The organism is Streptomyces lanatus (genome assembly GCF_014655715.1).
Lineage (GTDB): Bacteria > Actinomycetota > Actinomycetes > Streptomycetales > Streptomycetaceae > Streptomyces > Streptomyces lanatus.
This window is the reverse complement of the sequence record NZ_BNBM01000001.1, coordinates 298,178-314,925: the sequence shown is the minus strand read 5'-3', so window position 1 is coordinate 314,925 and position 16,748 is coordinate 298,178. Positions and strand designations below refer to the sequence as shown.

The window sequence follows — 16,748 nt, the reverse complement described above, 5'->3', positions numbered from 1 at the left end:
CCCTGTCCTGACCCGTTCCTGACGGGCGGCAGGTCGTGCCCGTGTGCGCCGACGCACCACCGTCCGGGAATCGCGCTGACCCCTTTCCGTTTCCGGAACATCCGAAAGGCCAAGGGCCGTGCGCACCGACCTCAACACCCTCGCCGTCATCCGCAACCTCGGCATCCTCGCCCACGTCGACGCGGGCAAGACCACCGTCACCGAGCGGATCCTGTTCGCCACCGGCACCACGCACAAGCGCGGCGAGGTCCACGACGGCACGACCGTCACCGACTTCGACCCGCAGGAACGCGACCGGGGCATCACCATCTTCGCCGCGGCCGTGAGCTGCGCCTGGGACGGTCACCGCATCAACCTCATCGACACCCCCGGCCACGTCGACTTCGCCGACGAGGTCGAGCGTGCCCTGCGCGTACTGGACGGCGCGGTCGCCGTGTTCGACGCCGTCGCCGGCGTGGAACCGCAGAGCGAGTCCGTGTGGCGGCAGGCGGACCGGCACGGTGTGCCGAGGATCGCCTTCGTCAACAAGCTGGACCGCGCCGGAGCGGACCTCGACAGGGCCGTCGAGTCGATCAGGGAACGGCTCCATCCGACGCCGCTGGTCGTGCAGTTGCCCATCGGCGCGGAGGACGGCTTCCGCGGTGTCGTGGACCTCGTACGGATGCGGGCGCTGGTCTGGGCAGACGGCGCCGACACCTTCGTCGAGGAAGAAGTGCCCGGAAAGCTGCGTGAGGAGGCGCAGCGGCGTCGGCGGTCGCTGGAGGAGGCCGTCGCCGAACTGCACGCGGGTGCGCTGGACGAGTTCTGCGCAAAGTCGACCCTCTCACCGGAGACCCTGACAGTCGCACTGCGCGAGCTGACGCGCACCGGCGACGGCGTGGTCGTGCTGTGCGGCTCTGCCTACCGCAACCGTGGTGTGGAGCCGTTGCTCGAGGCGGTCGTGGCATACCTGCCGTCACCGCTCGATGTGCCTGCCGTACGCGGTATGCGCGACGGCGCCGACGAGGAGCGGTCCGCCGATCCGGCGGCGCCGTTCGCGGGGCTGGCGTTCAAGGTGAGCGCGACGCCGACCGGGCGGCTGACCTATCTGCGGGTGTACTCGGGAACGATCGGGAAGGGGGACACGGTGCTGGACGCGACCGCCGGACGCACCGAGCGGATCGGACGGATCCTGCGGGTGCAGGCCGACCGGCACGCCCAGGTGGACCGGGCCGTCGCCGGGGACATCGTGGCCGTGGTCGGTCTGAAGTCGGCCCGCGCGGGCTCCACGCTGTGCGCGCCGAACGCGCCGCTCGTCCTCGAACCGCCCGGCGTCGCCGACCCGGTGGTGTCGGTCGCGGTCGAGGCCCGCAGGTCCACGGACACCGACCGGCTGGCCACCGCGCTGGCCCGGCTGGCGGAGGAGGACCCGTCGCTCGTCGTGCGGACCGACGCCGAGACCGGGCAGACGCTGCTGTCCGGCATGGGTGAACTGCATCTGGAGGTCGCGGTGGAGAAGATCCGGCGGGAGGCCGGCCTGGACGTCAACGTCGGCCGCCCCAGGGTGTCGTACCGCGAGACCGTCGGCCGTGGCGTGACCGGCTTCGTCTTCCGGCACGTCAAACAGGACGGCGGGGCGGGCCAGTTCGCGCATGTCGTGCTCGACGTCGAGGCCCTGGAGAAGGGGTCCGGCTTCGAGTTCCGCTCGGCCGTGGTCGGCGGCCGGGTGCCGCAGGAGTACGTCCGTGCTGTGGAGGCCGGCTGCCGGGACGCCCTCGCCGAGGGCCCCCTCGGCGGTCACCCGGTGACCGGGCTGCGGGTCACCCTCACCGACGGGGCGACCCATGTGAAGGACTCCTCCGACACCGCCTTCCGCACGGCCGGCCGCCTCGGCCTGCGCGACGCCCTGCGCTCCTGCGCGATGGTGCTGCTGGAGCCGGTCGTCGAGGTCACGGTCACCGTGCCGGAGGACGCCGTCGGCACCGTGCTCGGCGACCTGGCGGCACGACGCGGCCGGGTCTCGGGCTCGGTGACCCGGGCGGGCGCGACGGTCGTGACGGCGACCGTGCCGCTGGCCGAGCTCTTCGGCTATGCGACGCGGCTGCGCAGCCGGACCCAGGGCCGGGGCACCTTCACGGCCCGTCCGACCGGCTACGCACCGGCACCGGTGACGGCACCGGCCCGGTGAGTGACAGGGGCGGGCCCNGGGGGGTGGGGCCGCCCCCGAAAAAGAAAGGGGCAAGGAGAACTCTCTCCCTGCCACTCTCAACGTATAGCGCACTGGGGGGCTTGCCACAAGGCCCGGGTCACGGCGCAGAATCGTCCGCCGATGGCACAACCTGGCATCACAAGCCCTGCCCGGCCGAGCACGGCCGCCCCGGAGGTATCGCGTTGACTGAGCAGTACGTGTTGGTTCTTCAGGAGATCGACGAGTCGCAGGTGGCGGTCGTCGGCGGCAAGGCCGCGCACCTCGGAGGGCTGTCGCGGATCGAGGGCGTCCGTGTGCCGGTCGGCTTCTGTGTGACGACGGACGCCTTCCGGCGGGTCGTGGCGCAGACGCCGTCGATCGACGAGCGGCTCGACCGGCTGGCGCGGGTGAACCCCGAGGACCGGGAGGCGATCGGCACGCTCAGCGCGCAGATCCGCCGGGCCATCGAGGAGACCGCCGTCCCGGACGATGTCGTGACGGCCGTCATCGGCGCGCTCGCCGGGCTCGACGAGGGGGCCGCCTACGCCGTGCGATCCAGCGCGACGGCGGAGGACCTGCCGACGGCGTCCTTCGCCGGCCAGCAGGACACCTACCTGAACGTCGTGGGGCGGGCCGAGATCCTCCGGCACATCAGCCGGTGCTGGGCCTCGCTGTTCACCGAGCGGGCGGTGACGTACCGCCGCCGTAACGGCATCGACGACCGTACGGTCCACATGGCCGTGGTCGTGCAGCGGATGGTCTTCCCGCAGGCCTCCGGCATCCTGTTCACGGCCGACCCCGTCACGGGCAACCGGAAGGTCGCCACCGTGGACGCCGGTTTCGGCCTCGGCGAGGCCCTGGTCTCCGGCCTGGTGAACCCGGACGTCTTCAAGGTGCGCGACGGCGAGGTCGTCGAGAGGACGATCGCCGCCAAGCAGCGTGCCGTCGAGGCCCTGCCGGACGGCGGCACGCGGGAAGTGGCGATCGACGCGCGGCGGCAGGAGCAGCCGGCGCTGACGGACGCGCAGGCCGTGGAACTCGTGGCGCTCGGGCGGCGGATCGAGGCGCACTTCGGCCGCCCGCAGGACATCGAATGGTGCCTGGTCGACGGCGGCTTCCAGGTCGTGCAGAGCAGGCCGATCACGACCCTGTTCCCCGTCCCCGAGAGCGGCGACCAGGAGAACCACGTCTACGTCTCCGTCGGTCACGGGCAGATGATGACCGACCCGATGAAGCCCCTGGGCCACTCCATGTGGCAGCTGACCGCCATGGTGCCGATGCACGAGGCCGCCGGACGGCTGTTCGTCGACGTCACCCCGCGCCTGGCCTCGACCGCGAGCCGCGCCGGTCTCCTGGATGTGCTGGGCCGGGGCGACCCGCTGATCAGGGACGCGCTGGAGACCGTCCTCGACCACGACGACTTCGTCCCGACGCTCCCGGACACGAGCCCCGGCGGGCCACCGGCCGGCGGTGCGCCCGCCGCCCCCATCGAGAACGATCCGGCCGTCGTCACCGAGCTGGTCGAACGCAGCCGGACATCGATCGCCGCCCTGGAGCGCGACATCCGGACGAAGACCGGACCGGCGCTGTTCGACTTCCTGCTGGAGGCCTTCGAGGAGCACAAGCGCGTCCTGAGCGACCCGCTGAGCATGCAGGCGATCATGGCCGGCATGGAGGCCACCTGGTGGCTCAACGACAACCTGCTGGAGTGGCTGGGCGAGAAGAACGCGGCGGACACCCTCACCCTGTCCGCCCCCGGCAACATCACCTCGGAGATGGGACTTGCGCTGCTCGACGTCGCCGACGTGATCCGCCCGCACCCGGAGCTGGTGGCGTTCCTCCAGGGCGTCGAGGACGACGGCTTCCTGGACGAGCTGGCGAAGCTCCCGGGCGGGACCGGGGCGCGCGACGCCATCGAGTCCTACCTCGACCTGTACGGCATGCGCTGCGTCGGCGAGATCGACATCACGAGGCCACGCTGGCGCGAGCGGCCCAGCACGCTGGTGCCGGTGATCCTCGACAACGTCAGGAACTTCGAACCGGGCGCCGCCGGGCGCCGCTTCGAGCAGGGGCGGCGGAAGGCGGAGCAGAAGGAACAGGACGTGCTGTCCCGCCTGCGCGCCCTGCCGGACGGTGAGCACAAGGCCGACGAGACCAAGCGGATGATCGACCGGGTCAGGACCTTCATCGGCTACCGCGAGTACCCGAAGTACGGGATCATCAGCCGCTACTTCGTCTACAAGCAGGCCCTGCTGAGGGAGGCCGGGCGTCTCGCGCGGGCCGGGGTGCTCGCCCGGGCGGAGGACGCCTTCTACCTCACGTTCCAGGAACTCCGCGACGCCGTGAGCTCGAACCACGTGGACGACCGGCTCGTCCAGGAGCGCGAGGAAGCGTTCCGTTCGTACCACGCGCTCACCCCGCCCCGGGTCCTCACCTCGGACGGCGAGGCCCTCACCGGGGCATACCGGCGCGACGACGTGCCGGACGGCGCCCTGGTCGGCCTGCCGGTGTCCGCCGGGACCGTCGAGGGCAGGGCCCGCGTCATCCTCGACATGGCGGAGGCCGACCTCGAAGCGGGCGACATCCTGGTCACGCCCTTCACCGACCCCAGCTGGTCGCCGCTGTTCGTCGGAATCGCGGGTCTGGTGACGGAGGTGGGCGGCCTGATGACCCATGGCGCGGTGATCGCCCGGGAGTACGGACTGCCCGCCGTCGTCGGCGTGGAGCAGGCCACCCGGCGGATCATGGACGGCCGGCGGATCCGCGTCCACGGAACCGACGGATACGTCGAGATCCTGCCCTGAACCGGTGATTCGCCATTGCTCTCCCCGGAGCCTCCTTCCGGGGAGAGTAACTGGTCACCAGAGCCGGCGGGCTCTCAGGGATACGACACCACGGTCGACGGCACCGTCGAGGTGCCCGACGTCGGTGACCCCGTGTCGTTGATGACGCACTCGTACTGCCCTTGGCCGCCCAGCGACACGACGAGCAGGTTGTGGAACCGCACCCCGGACCGCACGGGCGCGGCGAAGCCGTGGTGCTGCACGATCGTCGGGTCGACGTTGTAGTAGCAGTAGCTGCCAAGTCCCCAGCCCTCGTGCGCCGTCACGCCGTCGCCGACCTTGTAGGCGGCGTAGCCCTTGAGGGGGCCGTTCTGGATGGCGGCCTGGTTCGGGGCGTCGTACGCCTTCTCGTTCTGGAAGAAGATCGTGCGGCCGCGCTGGCCGTTCCACTGGACGTCGTACTTGTTGAAGTGCTCCACAAACAGGCCCGTCGCCAGCACGTCGTCGCCGTTGACGACGACGCCGTAGTCGGCCCGGTTGGTCTCCCAGCCGACGCCCTCGCCGTGGTCGGCGCGCCACACCCAGGTGTGGTCGACGATGGTGTGCCGGCTGTTGATCACCATGCTGGTGGTGGCCTTGCCGGCGCCCGCGCCGCCGATCCGGACGAAGACGTCCTGGACGGTGACCGGGTTGGCGGAGTGGTCCGCGGAGGCGCTCTGCGGCCCGATCTCGAGCAGGGTGGGGGAGTTGACCGGTCCGGCGTCGACGAGGAACCCGGCCAGGCGGACCCCGTCGACGTCGGCGACCTTCAGGGCCGTGACCCCGCCGTCCGGGATGAGGGTCGCGTAGCCGAGGCCCAGGACGACGGTGTTGGGGCGGCTGACCTGGATCGGCCGGTCGAGGTGGTAGATCCCCGGGGTGAGCAGGAGGTGCAGTCCTTGTGCGAGCGCCTCGTTGAGGGTGGCGGCGGAGACGCCGGGCCGGGCGACGTAGAACTGTGACAGCGGCAGCGAGGTGCCTCGCGGGGTGCCGTTGCCCCAGGTCACGCCGCGGGCGTTGGTGCGCTTCTCCGGGAGGAAGACCCGGTAGTCGTTGCCCTGGAGGTACAGGAAAGGCTTCTCGCGCGAGATCGGGGTGGTGTCGAGCGTGGTGTACGGCGGGTTGGGGAAGCTCTGCGCGGGGGCGCCCTCGACGCCGGAGAACACCATGTTCCACACGCCGTTGAGCCAGCTGCCGATCGCGCTGTCGCGGGTGTACCACTGCTGCTGCGAGTACGGTCCGACCTGGCCGTCGATCCTGCTGTCCGCGATGTAGCCGCCGCTCGCCCAGCCGTAGCCGGTGGGGGAGAGGTTGAGGCCGCCGCGGACATGCATCCGGCGGAACGGGGCCGCCTGCGCGACCGCCCACCGGTTGGTGCCGTTGACCGGGACCAGGGCAAGGTTCTCCGCCGAACGCCAGAAGTTCTGCGTGGCGTTGCCGTTGAACCAGCCCGCGTCGACGGTGACGTCGCCGTTGATGGTGGTGTCGTCGGGGGACAGGCCGAGGCCCGCGATGGAGGTGTAGAAGCCCAGCTGGGCGTTGAGGCCGTGGTAGGTGCCGGGCTTGAACAGCAGCGCGTAGCGGCCGGTGCCGAACTGCGCCGACTCCTGCCGGCGGAAGACCTCGTCGAGCCGGGCCTGGATGCCCGGGGTCGACGGGTCGAAGACGATGACGTTCGGGCCGAGGTCTCCGCCGCCGGGCAGGGCACGCGGCTTCTTGCGGACGGACGGGGCCGCGGCGGACGGCGTGGCCGCGCCGAGTACGGCCGGTGTGGCCGCGGCGGCGGCGCCCAGCAGGGTACGGCGACCGATCGAGGGTGGCCGGGAATCCGGGGAGGAAGCAGGCATGGGGCGGCTCTCCTTGTTCAGGAAGTGAACATGGTGGGGTTTGGGAGCGCTCTCTCGCCGGTGAACGGTTCAGCTGTAAAACGAAGGAGTCAAGACTTTGGACCGGCGTCCGGCGACTGTGTCAAAAGCCTTGACGCGGCTGCTCCTTAAGGCTTAACTCACGCTCTAAATTAAGCAGTAGTACTCCCGGAAGGGACACCTGGAGCCATGCGCACTTCGCGAGCCGCGGCCGTAGCTGCCGTCACCATGTCTCTCGCCCTGGCCGCGACGGCCTGCGGAGGCGGTTCGTCGACCGACGGCGGCGGGTCCAACGACTCGCCGAAGACCCTCACGTACTGGGCCTCCAACCAGGGCGCCAGCATCGAGGTCGACAAGAAGGTCCTCCAGCCCGAACTCGACAAGTTCGAGAAGCAGACCGGCATCGAGGTGAAGCTGGAGGTCGTGCCCTGGTCGGATCTGCTGAACCGGATCCTGACCGCGACCACCTCCGGCCAGGGCCCCGACGTCCTCAACATCGGCAACACCTGGAGCGCCTCCCTGCAGGCCACCGGGGCGCTGCTGCCCTGGGACGAGAAGAACTTCACCGCGATCGGCGGCAAGGACCGGTTCGTCGACTCCGCGCTCGGCTCGACCGGCGCCGAGGGCCAGGACCCGGCGGCGGTGCCGCTGTACTCGATGGCGTACGCGCTCTACTACAACAAGAAGATGTTCGCCGACGCGGGCATCTCCAAGCCGCCGGCCACCTGGGAGGAGTTGGTCGCCGACGGCAAGAAGCTGTCCAAGGACGGCAAGTGGGCCCTGGGCGTCGAGGGCTCGAACCCCTCGGAGAACATCCACCACGCCGTCGTCTTCGCCAAGCAGCACGGCGCCGACTTCTTCACGGCCGACGGCAAGCCCGACTTCACCTCCGACGAGGCCGTCGAGGGCGTCAAGCAGTTCGTCGACCTCATGGCCAAGGACAAGATCATCGCGCCCGGCAACGCCGAGTACGCGCAGAACCAGTCCGTCAGCGACTTCGCCAAGGGCAAGACGGCGATGCTGCTGTGGCAGTCCGCCTCCGCCAACCTCAAGTCGCAGGGCATGAGCGAGGACGCCTACGGCATCGCGCCCGTGCCGGTCCAGTCCGGCGCTCCCGGTGCCGACACCGGCGTCAACTCCATGGTCATGGGCATCAACATGGCCGTGTTCAAGAACACCGACAACATCGACGGCGCCAAGCAGTTCGTGAAGTTCATGACGAGCGACGCCGAGCAGAAGATCCTCAACACGGCGTACAGCACGATCCCGCCGGTCAGCGGCGCGCAGTCGGACGCGTCCTTCAACACCCCGGCGAACGCCGTCCTCAAGGACACCCTCGCCAAGAGCGCCGTAGCGGCACCGCAGGTCGCCGACGAGTCGCAGTTCGAGACGGCGGTCGGTACGGCCGTCAAGGAGCTGTGGGCCGACGCCGCCGCCGGACGCCCGGTGACCACCGACTCGGTGAAGGCGGCCCTGGAGAAGGCCCAGCAGCAGATGCCGACGAAGTGAGCACGATGACGACCACGGTCCCCGCGAAGGCCGAGGTGCGTGAGAACTCCCCCGGGACGGCGGACGGCCCCCGCCGCCGTCCCGGGCGGATCCGCCGCATCGGCCTGCCGTATCTGCTTCTGCTGCCCGCCCTGCTGCTCGAACTCCTGGTCCATCTGGTGCCGATGGTCATCGGCATCGCGATGAGCTTCAAGGAGCTCACGCAGTTCTACATCCGCGACTGGACCACGGCACCCTGGAACGGCCTCGACAACTACCGCATGTCGGTGGACTTCAACGCCCCCGTCGGCGAGGCGCTGCTCCACTCCTTCCTGGTCACCGTCGCCTTCACGCTGCTCTCGGTCGGCCTGTGCTGGCTGATCGGCACGGCCGCCGCGATCTATATGCAGGACACCTTCCGCGGCCGGGGCCTGCTGCGCGCCCTGTTCCTGGTGCCGTACGCGCTGCCCGTCTACACGGCCGTCATCACCTGGGTGTTCATGTTCCAGCACGACAACGGCCTGGTGAACCACGTCCTGCACGACCAGCTGGGCATCACCGACAAGCCCTCCTTCTGGCTCATCGGCGACAACAGTTTCATCGCGCTGCTGACGGTGTCGGTGTGGAAGGGCTGGCCGTTCGCCTTCCTCATCGTCATGGCCGGCCTGCAGAACATCCCGAAGGAGCTGTACGAGGCGGCGGCCCTGGACGGCGCCGGCATGTGGCAGCAGCTCCGCCGCATCACCCTGCCGTCCCTGCGCCCCGTCAACCAGGTCCTGGTCCTGGTGCTGTTCCTGTGGACCTTCAACGACTTCAACACGCCGTACGTCCTGTTCGGCAAGACCGCGCCCGAGGCCGCCGACCTGATCTCGGTGCACATCTACCAGGCGTCGTTCGTCACCTGGAACTTCGGCACGGGCTCGGCGATGTCCGTACTCCTGCTGCTGTTCCTGCTGCTGGTGACCGGCGGGTACCTCTGGCTCACCTCGCGCGGACGGAGGACCGCCGATGCGTAACTCGCCCATGTCGCCCCCGGGTTCCTTCCTCTGGTCCCGGCGGATCTTCCTCACGCTGCTCACGGGCTTCGTCCTGGTCCCCGTCTATGTGATGGTCTCCAGCTCGCTGAAGCCGCTCGCGGACGTCACGGGCAAGTTCCGCTGGCTGCCCAGCAGCCTGACCATCCGCCCGTACATCGACATCTGGTCGACGGTGCCGCTCGCGCGCTACTTCGTGAACTCGCTGATCGTGGCGGGCGCGGCGACGGTCTGCTCGGTGGTGATCGCGGTCTTCGCGGCGTACGCGGTCAGCCGCTACAGCTTCCGGGGCAAGCGGGTCTTCACGGTCACGGTGCTCTCCACACAGATGTTCCCGGGCATCCTCTTCCTCCTCCCGCTGTTCCTGATCTACGTCAACATCGGCAACGCCACCGGAATCGCCCTGTTCGGCTCGCGCGGCGGCCTGATCCTGACGTATCTGACCTTCTCCCTCCCCTTCTCGATCTGGATGCTGATCGGGTACTTCGACTCGGTGCCGCGCGACCTGGACGAGGCGGCCCTGGTGGACGGCTGCGGACCGCTCGGCGCCCTGTTCCGGGTGGTCGTGCCGGCCGCGATCCCCGGCATCGTCGCGGTCGCCGTCTACGCCTTCATGACCGCCTGGGGCGAGGTGCTCTTCGCGTCCGTCATGACCAACGACACCACCCGCACCCTCGCCGTCGGCCTCCAGGGCTACTCCACGCTCAACGACGTGTACTGGAACCAGATCATGGCCGCCTCGCTGGTCGTCAGCGTGCCGGTGGTGGCGGGTTTCCTGCTCCTCCAGCGCTATCTGGTCGCGGGCCTGACGGCGGGCGCCGTCAAGTGACCCACACCTCTCATTCCGAAGGGATCTCCGTGTCCGACCGCATCGACCTCGCCGCACTCACGAACGACTTCCTGTGGGGCACCGCCACAGCGGCGTACCAGATCGAGGGAGCCGTGGCGGAGGACGGCCGTTCCCCGTCGATCTGGGACACCTTCTCGCACACCCCCGGAAAGATCGACAACGGCGACAACGGCGACGTCGCCTGCGACCACTACCACCGCTGGCGCGAGGACATCGGCCTGATGCGCCGACTCGGCACCAACGCCTATCGGTTGTCGGTCGCGTGGCCGCGCGTCATCCCGGGCGGGGACGGACCGGTGAACGCCAAGGGCCTCGCCTTCTACGACGAGTTGGTCGACGGACTGCTGGAGGCGGGCATCGCTCCCTCCGTCACCCTCTACCACTGGGATCTGCCCCAGGCGCTCCAGGACCGGGGCGGCTGGCCCGAGCGGGCGACGGCCGAGCACTTCGCCGAGTACGCCTCCGTGGTCGCCGCCCGCCTCGGCGACCGTGTCACCCACTTCGCCACCCTCAACGAGCCCTCCTGCTCGGCCTGGATCGGCCACCTGGAGGGCAAGATGGCGCCCGGCCTGACCGACCTCACGGCCGCCGTCCGTGCCTCCTACCACCTCCTCCTCGGCCACGGCCTGGCGACCCAGGCGATCCGCGCCGCCGCGCCCGGCGCCGAGATCGGCATCGTCAACAACCTGTCCACGGTGTACGCGGCAGGCGACCGCCCTGAGGACGAGGCCGCGGCCCGCCGCCAGGACGGCCACGTCAACCGCTGGTGGCTCGACCCGGTGCACGGCCGAGGCTTCCCGGCCGACATGGTCGAGACATACGGCGTCGAACTCCCCGAGCAGGCCGGTGACCTGGAGACGATCGCCGCCCCGCTCGACTGGCTCGGCCTGAACTACTACTTCCCGGCCCACGTCGTCGACGACCCCGAGGGCCCGGCGCCCTACGCCCGCGCGGTCCGCCGCCCGGACGTCCCGCGCACCGGCATGGACTGGGAGATCGACGCGAGCGGCATCGAGACGCTGCTGCTGCGCCTGACCGACGAATACGGCCCCCGCAAGATCTACGTCACCGAGAACGGCTCCGCCTTCCCGGACGTCGTGCGCCCCGACGGCACGATCGACGACCCCGAGCGCCAGGACTACCTGGTCCGGCATCTGGCGGCCTGCGCCTCCGCCGCCCGCAAGGGTGCCCCGCTGGCCGGGTACTTCGCCTGGTCGCTGCTCGACAACTTCGAGTGGGCGTACGGCTATGCCAAGCGGTTCGGCCTGGTCCACGTCGACTACGAGACCCAGGTCCGCACGATCAAGGGCACCGGCCACCGGTACGCGGACATCGTCCGCGCGCACGGGGCGGGGGCCGAGCGGGCGGCCTGACCCGACCGCGGTGGGCGTGGGAGCCGGAGCCCACGCCCACCGCACCTCCACCAGCACCTGCACCTCCTCGAACTGTCATGAACGCGCCATCATCGACACTCAGGAGAACCGCATGCCGACCCGCACCCTCCTCGCCGCCCTCGCGACGGCCGCCCTGCTGGCCTCGGGCACGGCCCTGGGCGCACCGGCGCCCGCGGCAGCCGTCGCCGTCGACTGGGACACCGACCGGGCGAACACGGCCTACGCAGCCGACCCCGCCGCCGTCACCGCGTCCGGCAGCGAGAACGCCGCCACCGCCCCCGGCCTCGCCTTCGACGCCGACGGATCGACCCGCTGGTCCAGCGACTTCGCCGACGACGCCTGGATCCGCGTCGACCTCGGCGCCATGATCCGGGTCGACCGGGTGGTCCTCGACTGGGAGGCCGCCTACGGCAAGAGATACGTCCTGGAGGTCTCGAAGAACGGCACGGACTGGACCCCCTTCTACACGGAGACCGCAGGCACCGGCGGCTCGGTCACCGCGCACACCTACCCGCAGGAGGTCACCGGCCGCTACATCCGCATGCGCGGCATCGAACGCGCCACGCCCTGGGGCTACTCCCTCTACTCCTTCAAGGTCTACGGCGGTGAACCGGCCCCGGCGTCGACCACCCGCACCAACCTCGCCCTGAACCACCCCGCGTACGCGAACCACTACCAACACGCGGGCAACTCACCGGCGTTCGTCACCGATGGCGGCCGGCCGGCCGACCTCAAGGCCGACGCGACCCGCTGGTCCAGCGACTGGAACGCGGACCGCTGGATCTCGGTCGACCTGGGCGCCACCTCCACGATCAACTCCGTGGACCTGTACTGGGAGGCGGCCTACGCGGTCGACTACGAACTCCAGGTCTCCGACGACAACCGCACCTGGCGCACGGTCCACCGCCCCTCATCCACCGAGGTCGCCGCTCGCCGATCAAACGTCAAGTCTCCGGCGGAGGCGGTGGGCGTACACGACACGATCACCCTTCCCTCGCCCGCGACCGGCCGCTACGTCCGCATGCTCGGCAAGGAGCGCCGCAGCTTCTACAACCCGGCGCCCGCGACGGCCCAGTTCGGCTACTCCCTCTACGAGTTCGAGGTCTGGGGCACGGGCGGCAGCGCGTCGGCGGCGTACCCCGCCCTGCCCGGTGGGCAGCCGGGGGAGTACGGGACCACCTTCTTCGACGACTTCACCGGCACCGCCCTCGACCGCTCGAAGTGGCGCGTTGTCCGCACCGGCACCGAGATGGGCTCGGTCAACGGCGAGTCGCAGGCGTACGTCGACTCCACGGACAACATCCGCACGGAGAACGGCACGCTGGTCCTACGGGCCAAATACTGCAAGGGCTGCACCCAGGCGGGCGGCGGCACCTACGACTTCACCTCGGGCCGTATCGACACCAACACCAAGTTCGACTTCACCTACGGCAAGGTCAGCGCCCGGATGAAGCTCCCGGTCGGCGACGGTTTCTGGCCCGCCTTCTGGCTGCTCGGCAGCAACGTCGACGACCCCTCCGTCTCCTGGCCGGCCTCCGGCGAGACCGACATCATGGAGAACGTCGGCTACCGCGACTGGACCAGCACCGCCCTGCACGGCCCCGGCTACTCGGCCGACGGCAACATCGGCGCCCGCCAGATCTTCCCGGACGGCGGCACCGTCGACCAGTGGCACACCTACGCCGTCGAATGGACCCCGACCGGCATGCGTTTCTCCGTCGACGGCCGCCTGGTCCAGGAGACGTCCCGCAACAAGCTGGAGTCGACGCGGGGGCAGTGGGTGTACGACCACGACCAGTACGTCATCCTCAACCTTGCCCTGGGCGGTGCGTACCCGGCCGGCTGGAACCAGGTGGCCACGCCCTACTGGGGGTTGCCGCAGTCGAGCGTGGACCGGATCGCGAGTGGGGGAGTGCAGGCCGAGGTGGACTGGGTGCGGGTGGAGCAGAAGCGGTAGGCCGCGCCTGGGCGCGTCAGGACTGTACCGGCGGCCCCGGTACGAACCCCGGGTCCACCTGCCCCGCCAGGTCCTCGCCCGTCCTGGCGTCCGCCCATGCGCGGGCGTTGCGCAGATGGAACTCGACGGCGTGGGCGTGCGTCGCGGCCCAGTCCTTCGGGAGGGCGTCGACCGTCTCGCGCAGGACGTTCAGGGCGTGCACGTTGGAGGACTCCAGCTCGCCCTGTTCCCGGCCCTGTTCGGCCGCGCGGACCCAAGGGGACTGGACGAGATGGGTGAGGAGGTCGTCGCCCACCTCCTCCTTGAGGAAGAGCAGGTCGTCCTCGCAGGTCACCTTGTTGCCGACGACCGCGATACGGATGCCGAACTCGCGGGCGTGGTCGCGGTACTGGCGGTAGACCGAGACGCCCTTACGGGTGGGCTCGGCGACCAGGAAGGTCATGTCGAAGCGGGTGAAGAGACCTGATGCGAAGGCGTCCGCGCCCGCCGTCATGTCGACCACGACATATTCGCCGGGGCCGTCGACGAGGTGGCCGAGGTAGAGCTCGACCCCGCTGAGCTTGGAGTGGTAGCAGGCCACTCCGAGGTCGCTCTCGTCGAAGTCGCCGGTCACCATCAGCGGTACGTCGCCCACGCGCCGGACATGCCTCGCGTGCAGTTCGTCGTCGCCGAGGAGGCGCAGGAGGCGGGAGCCCCGGCCGGGCGGCGTGGTCTTGATCATGGCGTCGGCGGAGGGGATGCGCGGGTTGGTGCCGCGCAGGTACTCCTTGATCGCGTGGACGTGCGCACCGAGGGGCGGGGCGTCCAGGGCGGTGCCGGTGTGGCCGAGGGCCTCGGCGAGGTGCTGGTTGATGTCGCCGTCGATGGCCAGCACCGGGGCGCCGGAGCGGGCCAGATGGCGGGTGAAGAGCGCGGACAGGGTCGTCTTGCCGCTGCCGCCCTTGCCGACGAACGCGATACGCATCAGTGGCCGACCTTCAGGAGCAGGGTACCTTTGTTGAAAACGGATGTCATGTGGCCAGGTTGGATGCGGCTCTTGATCGCTGTCAAATCGCTTGAGCTGTAAGGGGGTTGTGGTGATCGCCGGGGGCGTCGTGATCTCCCCTTGTTCTTAATGCATATGATGTGCAAGTGCGTGACTACAGCATCAGGGCGGCGAGCCCGGACGACCTGGACGGTGCGCGAGCCCTGATGCTCGACACCGTCTACCACGACTTCGGCACCGGCTATGTGCCCCACTGGCATGCGGACATCATCGACCCGGCCGCCGCCTATCTCGCTTCACCCCGACACACCCTCCTCGTCGCCCTCGATCCGCGCGACAACGGTGTCGTGGCCACCGCCGCCCTCGACTCCCGCGGCCCGGCCCACCCGCCGAACCCGCGCGACCTCGCCGAGCGCTACCCCTCCGGCGCCACCGCACAGCTGCGCCGGATCTACGTACGCCCCGAGCACCGCAGGCGCGGCCTGGCCCGGCGGCTCGTCACGGAGCTGCTCGCCTTCACGGCGGCGGACGGCGGCTACCGCGCCGTCTATCTGCACACCGACCCCAAGGTGCCCGGCGCCGAGGCCTTCTGGCGCTCGCTCGGCAAGGTCGTGCACGACGAACGCGAGGAAGCCGACGGCGGCAATGGCGTCGTCCACTTCGAGATACCGATGGAGCGATAGACCACCGTGCGACGCCGAATACGCCCGTTCCTCGCCCTCGTCCTTGCCCCGGTGCTGGCCGGCTGCTTCGCCTCCGGCGGGGGCGGCAGCGACTCCGCCGACGGCCCCGGCGCCGGCTCGCGCCTGCGCGTCGCCCTCGCCTTCCCGCCCGCCGAGAACCTCTCGCCGTACGGCGCCGACGCCACCATCCTCAGCCGCCTCGGCGTCACCGAGGGCCTGACCGCCCTGGACGCCAACGGCGCCGCCGGCCCCGCCCTCGCCGCCTCCTGGCGCCAGGAGAACGACCGCACCTGGCTGTTCACCCTCCGCGAGGCCACCTTCCAGGACGGCTCCAAGGTCACCCCGGCCGCGGTCGCCGCCGCCCTCACCCACGCCACCCAGGCCAAGCCCGCCCCCGCGGCCCTCGCCGGCGTCACCCTCACCGCGAAGCCCGAGGGCGCCACCGGCGTACGGATCACGACCGGGGCCACCGACCCGGTCCTGCCGCTGCGCCTGTCCAGCCCCTCCCTCGCCGTCCTCTCCGCCAAGGCCTACGACAAGAAGGACGACGTCGACCTGGTCGGCACCGCCACCGGACCCTTCGAACTCACCAAGGTCATGGGCGCCACCGCCGCCACCCTCGACCGCTACGACGACTACTGGGGCGGCCGCGCCCAGGCCCCCGGCATCGACGTCAAGTTCGTCGCCGACGGCACCGCCCGCGCCAGCGCGCTGCGCACCGGCCAGGTCGACCTCGCCGAGGCGATCCCCGTAGCCCAGGCCGCCACCCTCGACCAGAACACGCGCAAGGCGACCGCCACCACCCGCACCACGAGCCTGCTCCTCAACTCGAAGAAGGGCCCCTTCAAGGACGCCGCGCTACGAGCCGCCGCCCGCAAGGCCGTCGACACCTCCGCGCTCGCCAAGGACGTCTACGAGGGCTACGCCGACGCCGGTGCCGGCATCTACGGGCCCGCCGTCACCTGGGCCGAGGGCAGGCGGACCGAACCGGTGGGGCGGGCCGAGCCCGCGAAGCCCGAGCGCACCCGCATCACGCTCGCCACCTACGACAACCGGCCCGAGCTCCCCGAAGTCGCCCAGGTGCTGAAGCAGCAGCTGGACAAGGCCGGGTTCGACGTCACCCTTGAGGTGCGCGAGTACTCGCGGCTGGAGAGCGACGCGCTCGGCGGGAAGTTCGACGCGTTCGTCCTCGCCCGCAACACCCTCGTCGACACCGGCGACCCCGTCTCCGTCCTGGCCAGCGACTACACCTGCGACGGCGGCTACAACATCGCCCAGCTCTGCGACAAGGACGTCGACCGGGCCGTGGCCAAGGCCGAGGACACCGTCGACACCGCCGGGCGGCAGGACGCGGCGATGGCCGCCGAGGCCCGCATCCTGGGCACCGACGCCGTCGTACCGCTGGTCCACCAGCGCATCATCACCGGCGTCGGCACCTCCGTCAGCGGCGCGCTCCTCGACCCGTACGAGCGCACCCTCGTCGGCATCGGCACCCGGCGCTGA

Annotated in this window: 11 protein-coding genes; 9 read left to right on the top strand and 2 right to left on the bottom strand. The window is 70.4% G+C overall.

Features of this window, described 5'->3' with window-relative positions; genetic code table 11:
* Nucleotides 1-118 precede the first annotated feature (118 nt).
* Both fusA and rph read left to right on the top strand, forming a co-directional pair.
* Nucleotides 119-2,167: an elongation factor G gene (gene fusA, locus IE325_RS01385; RefSeq protein WP_190067769.1), complete on the top strand. Its 2,049-nt coding sequence runs from the start codon at nt 119-121 to the stop codon at nt 2,165-2,167.
* 203 nt (nt 2,168-2,370) lie between these two features.
* Nucleotides 2,371-4,971, top strand: coding sequence for a rifamycin-inactivating phosphotransferase (gene rph, locus IE325_RS01380; protein WP_190067768.1), 2,601 nt, complete (start codon nt 2,371-2,373; stop codon nt 4,969-4,971).
* A 74-nt stretch (nt 4,972-5,045) separates the two neighbouring features.
* On the opposite strand, the gene IE325_RS01375 is transcribed toward rph, so the two are convergent.
* Entirely contained in the window at nt 5,046-6,836 is a 1,791-nt protein-coding gene (locus tag IE325_RS01375) for a pectate lyase-like domain-containing protein (protein WP_190067767.1), read from the bottom strand.
* A gap of 207 nt (nt 6,837-7,043) precedes the next feature.
* Here IE325_RS01375 and IE325_RS01370 point away from each other — a divergent pair, with 207 nt between their 5' ends.
* The 5 genes from IE325_RS01370 (at nt 7,044) to IE325_RS01350 (ending at nt 13,577) form a co-directional block, all read left to right on the top strand.
* Nucleotides 7,044-8,363, top strand: a complete 1,320-nt coding sequence (locus IE325_RS01370; RefSeq protein ID WP_190067766.1) for an ABC transporter substrate-binding protein — start codon at nt 7,044-7,046, stop codon at nt 8,361-8,363.
* Between the two features lie 5 nt (nt 8,364-8,368).
* Nucleotides 8,369-9,358, top strand: a complete 990-nt coding sequence (locus tag IE325_RS01365; RefSeq protein ID WP_190067765.1) for a carbohydrate ABC transporter permease — start codon at nt 8,369-8,371, stop codon at nt 9,356-9,358.
* Between the two features lie 7 nt (nt 9,359-9,365).
* Nucleotides 9,366-10,205, top strand: coding sequence for a carbohydrate ABC transporter permease (locus IE325_RS01360; protein ID WP_190068471.1), 840 nt, complete (start codon nt 9,366-9,368; stop codon nt 10,203-10,205).
* Between the two features lie 29 nt (nt 10,206-10,234).
* Nucleotides 10,235-11,599, top strand: coding sequence for a GH1 family beta-glucosidase (locus IE325_RS01355; protein WP_190067764.1), 1,365 nt, complete (start codon nt 10,235-10,237; stop codon nt 11,597-11,599).
* Nucleotides 11,600-11,711: 112 nt separating this feature from the next.
* Nucleotides 11,712-13,577: a discoidin domain-containing protein gene (locus tag IE325_RS01350; RefSeq protein WP_190067763.1), complete on the top strand. Its 1,866-nt coding sequence runs from the start codon at nt 11,712-11,714 to the stop codon at nt 13,575-13,577.
* 16 nt (nt 13,578-13,593) lie between these two features.
* On the opposite strand, the gene IE325_RS01345 is transcribed toward IE325_RS01350, so the two are convergent.
* A complete protein-coding gene (locus tag IE325_RS01345; RefSeq protein ID WP_190067762.1) occupies nt 13,594-14,541 on the bottom strand; it encodes an ATP-binding protein in 948 nt (315 codons plus the stop codon).
* A 167-nt stretch (nt 14,542-14,708) separates the two neighbouring features.
* Here IE325_RS01345 and IE325_RS01340 point away from each other — a divergent pair, with 167 nt between their 5' ends.
* Both IE325_RS01340 and IE325_RS01335 read left to right on the top strand, forming a co-directional pair.
* Complete coding sequence (locus IE325_RS01340; RefSeq protein ID WP_190067761.1) at nt 14,709-15,245, top strand: GNAT family N-acetyltransferase; 537 nt, start codon at nt 14,709-14,711, stop codon at nt 15,243-15,245.
* A gap of 6 nt (nt 15,246-15,251) precedes the next feature.
* Entirely contained in the window at nt 15,252-16,748 is a 1,497-nt protein-coding gene (locus IE325_RS01335; protein WP_190067760.1) for an ABC transporter substrate-binding protein, read from the top strand.

Coding starts and splice junctions, on each gene's coding strand:
- IE325_RS01345 (WP_190067762.1), bottom strand. CDS start 14,541: ATGCGTATCGCGTTCGTCGGCAAGGGCGGCAGCGGCAAGACGACCCTG.
- IE325_RS01375 (WP_190067767.1), bottom strand. CDS start 6,836: ATGCCTGCTTCCTCCCCGGATTCCCGGCCACCCTCGATCGGTCGCCGT.
- IE325_RS01350 (WP_190067763.1), top strand. CDS start 11,712: ATGCCGACCCGCACCCTCCTCGCCGCCCTCGCGACGGCCGCCCTGCTG.
- IE325_RS01365 (WP_190067765.1), top strand. CDS start 8,369: ATGACGACCACGGTCCCCGCGAAGGCCGAGGTGCGTGAGAACTCCCCC.
- IE325_RS01360 (WP_190068471.1), top strand. CDS start 9,366: ATGTCGCCCCCGGGTTCCTTCCTCTGGTCCCGGCGGATCTTCCTCACG.
- IE325_RS01370 (WP_190067766.1), top strand. CDS start 7,044: ATGCGCACTTCGCGAGCCGCGGCCGTAGCTGCCGTCACCATGTCTCTC.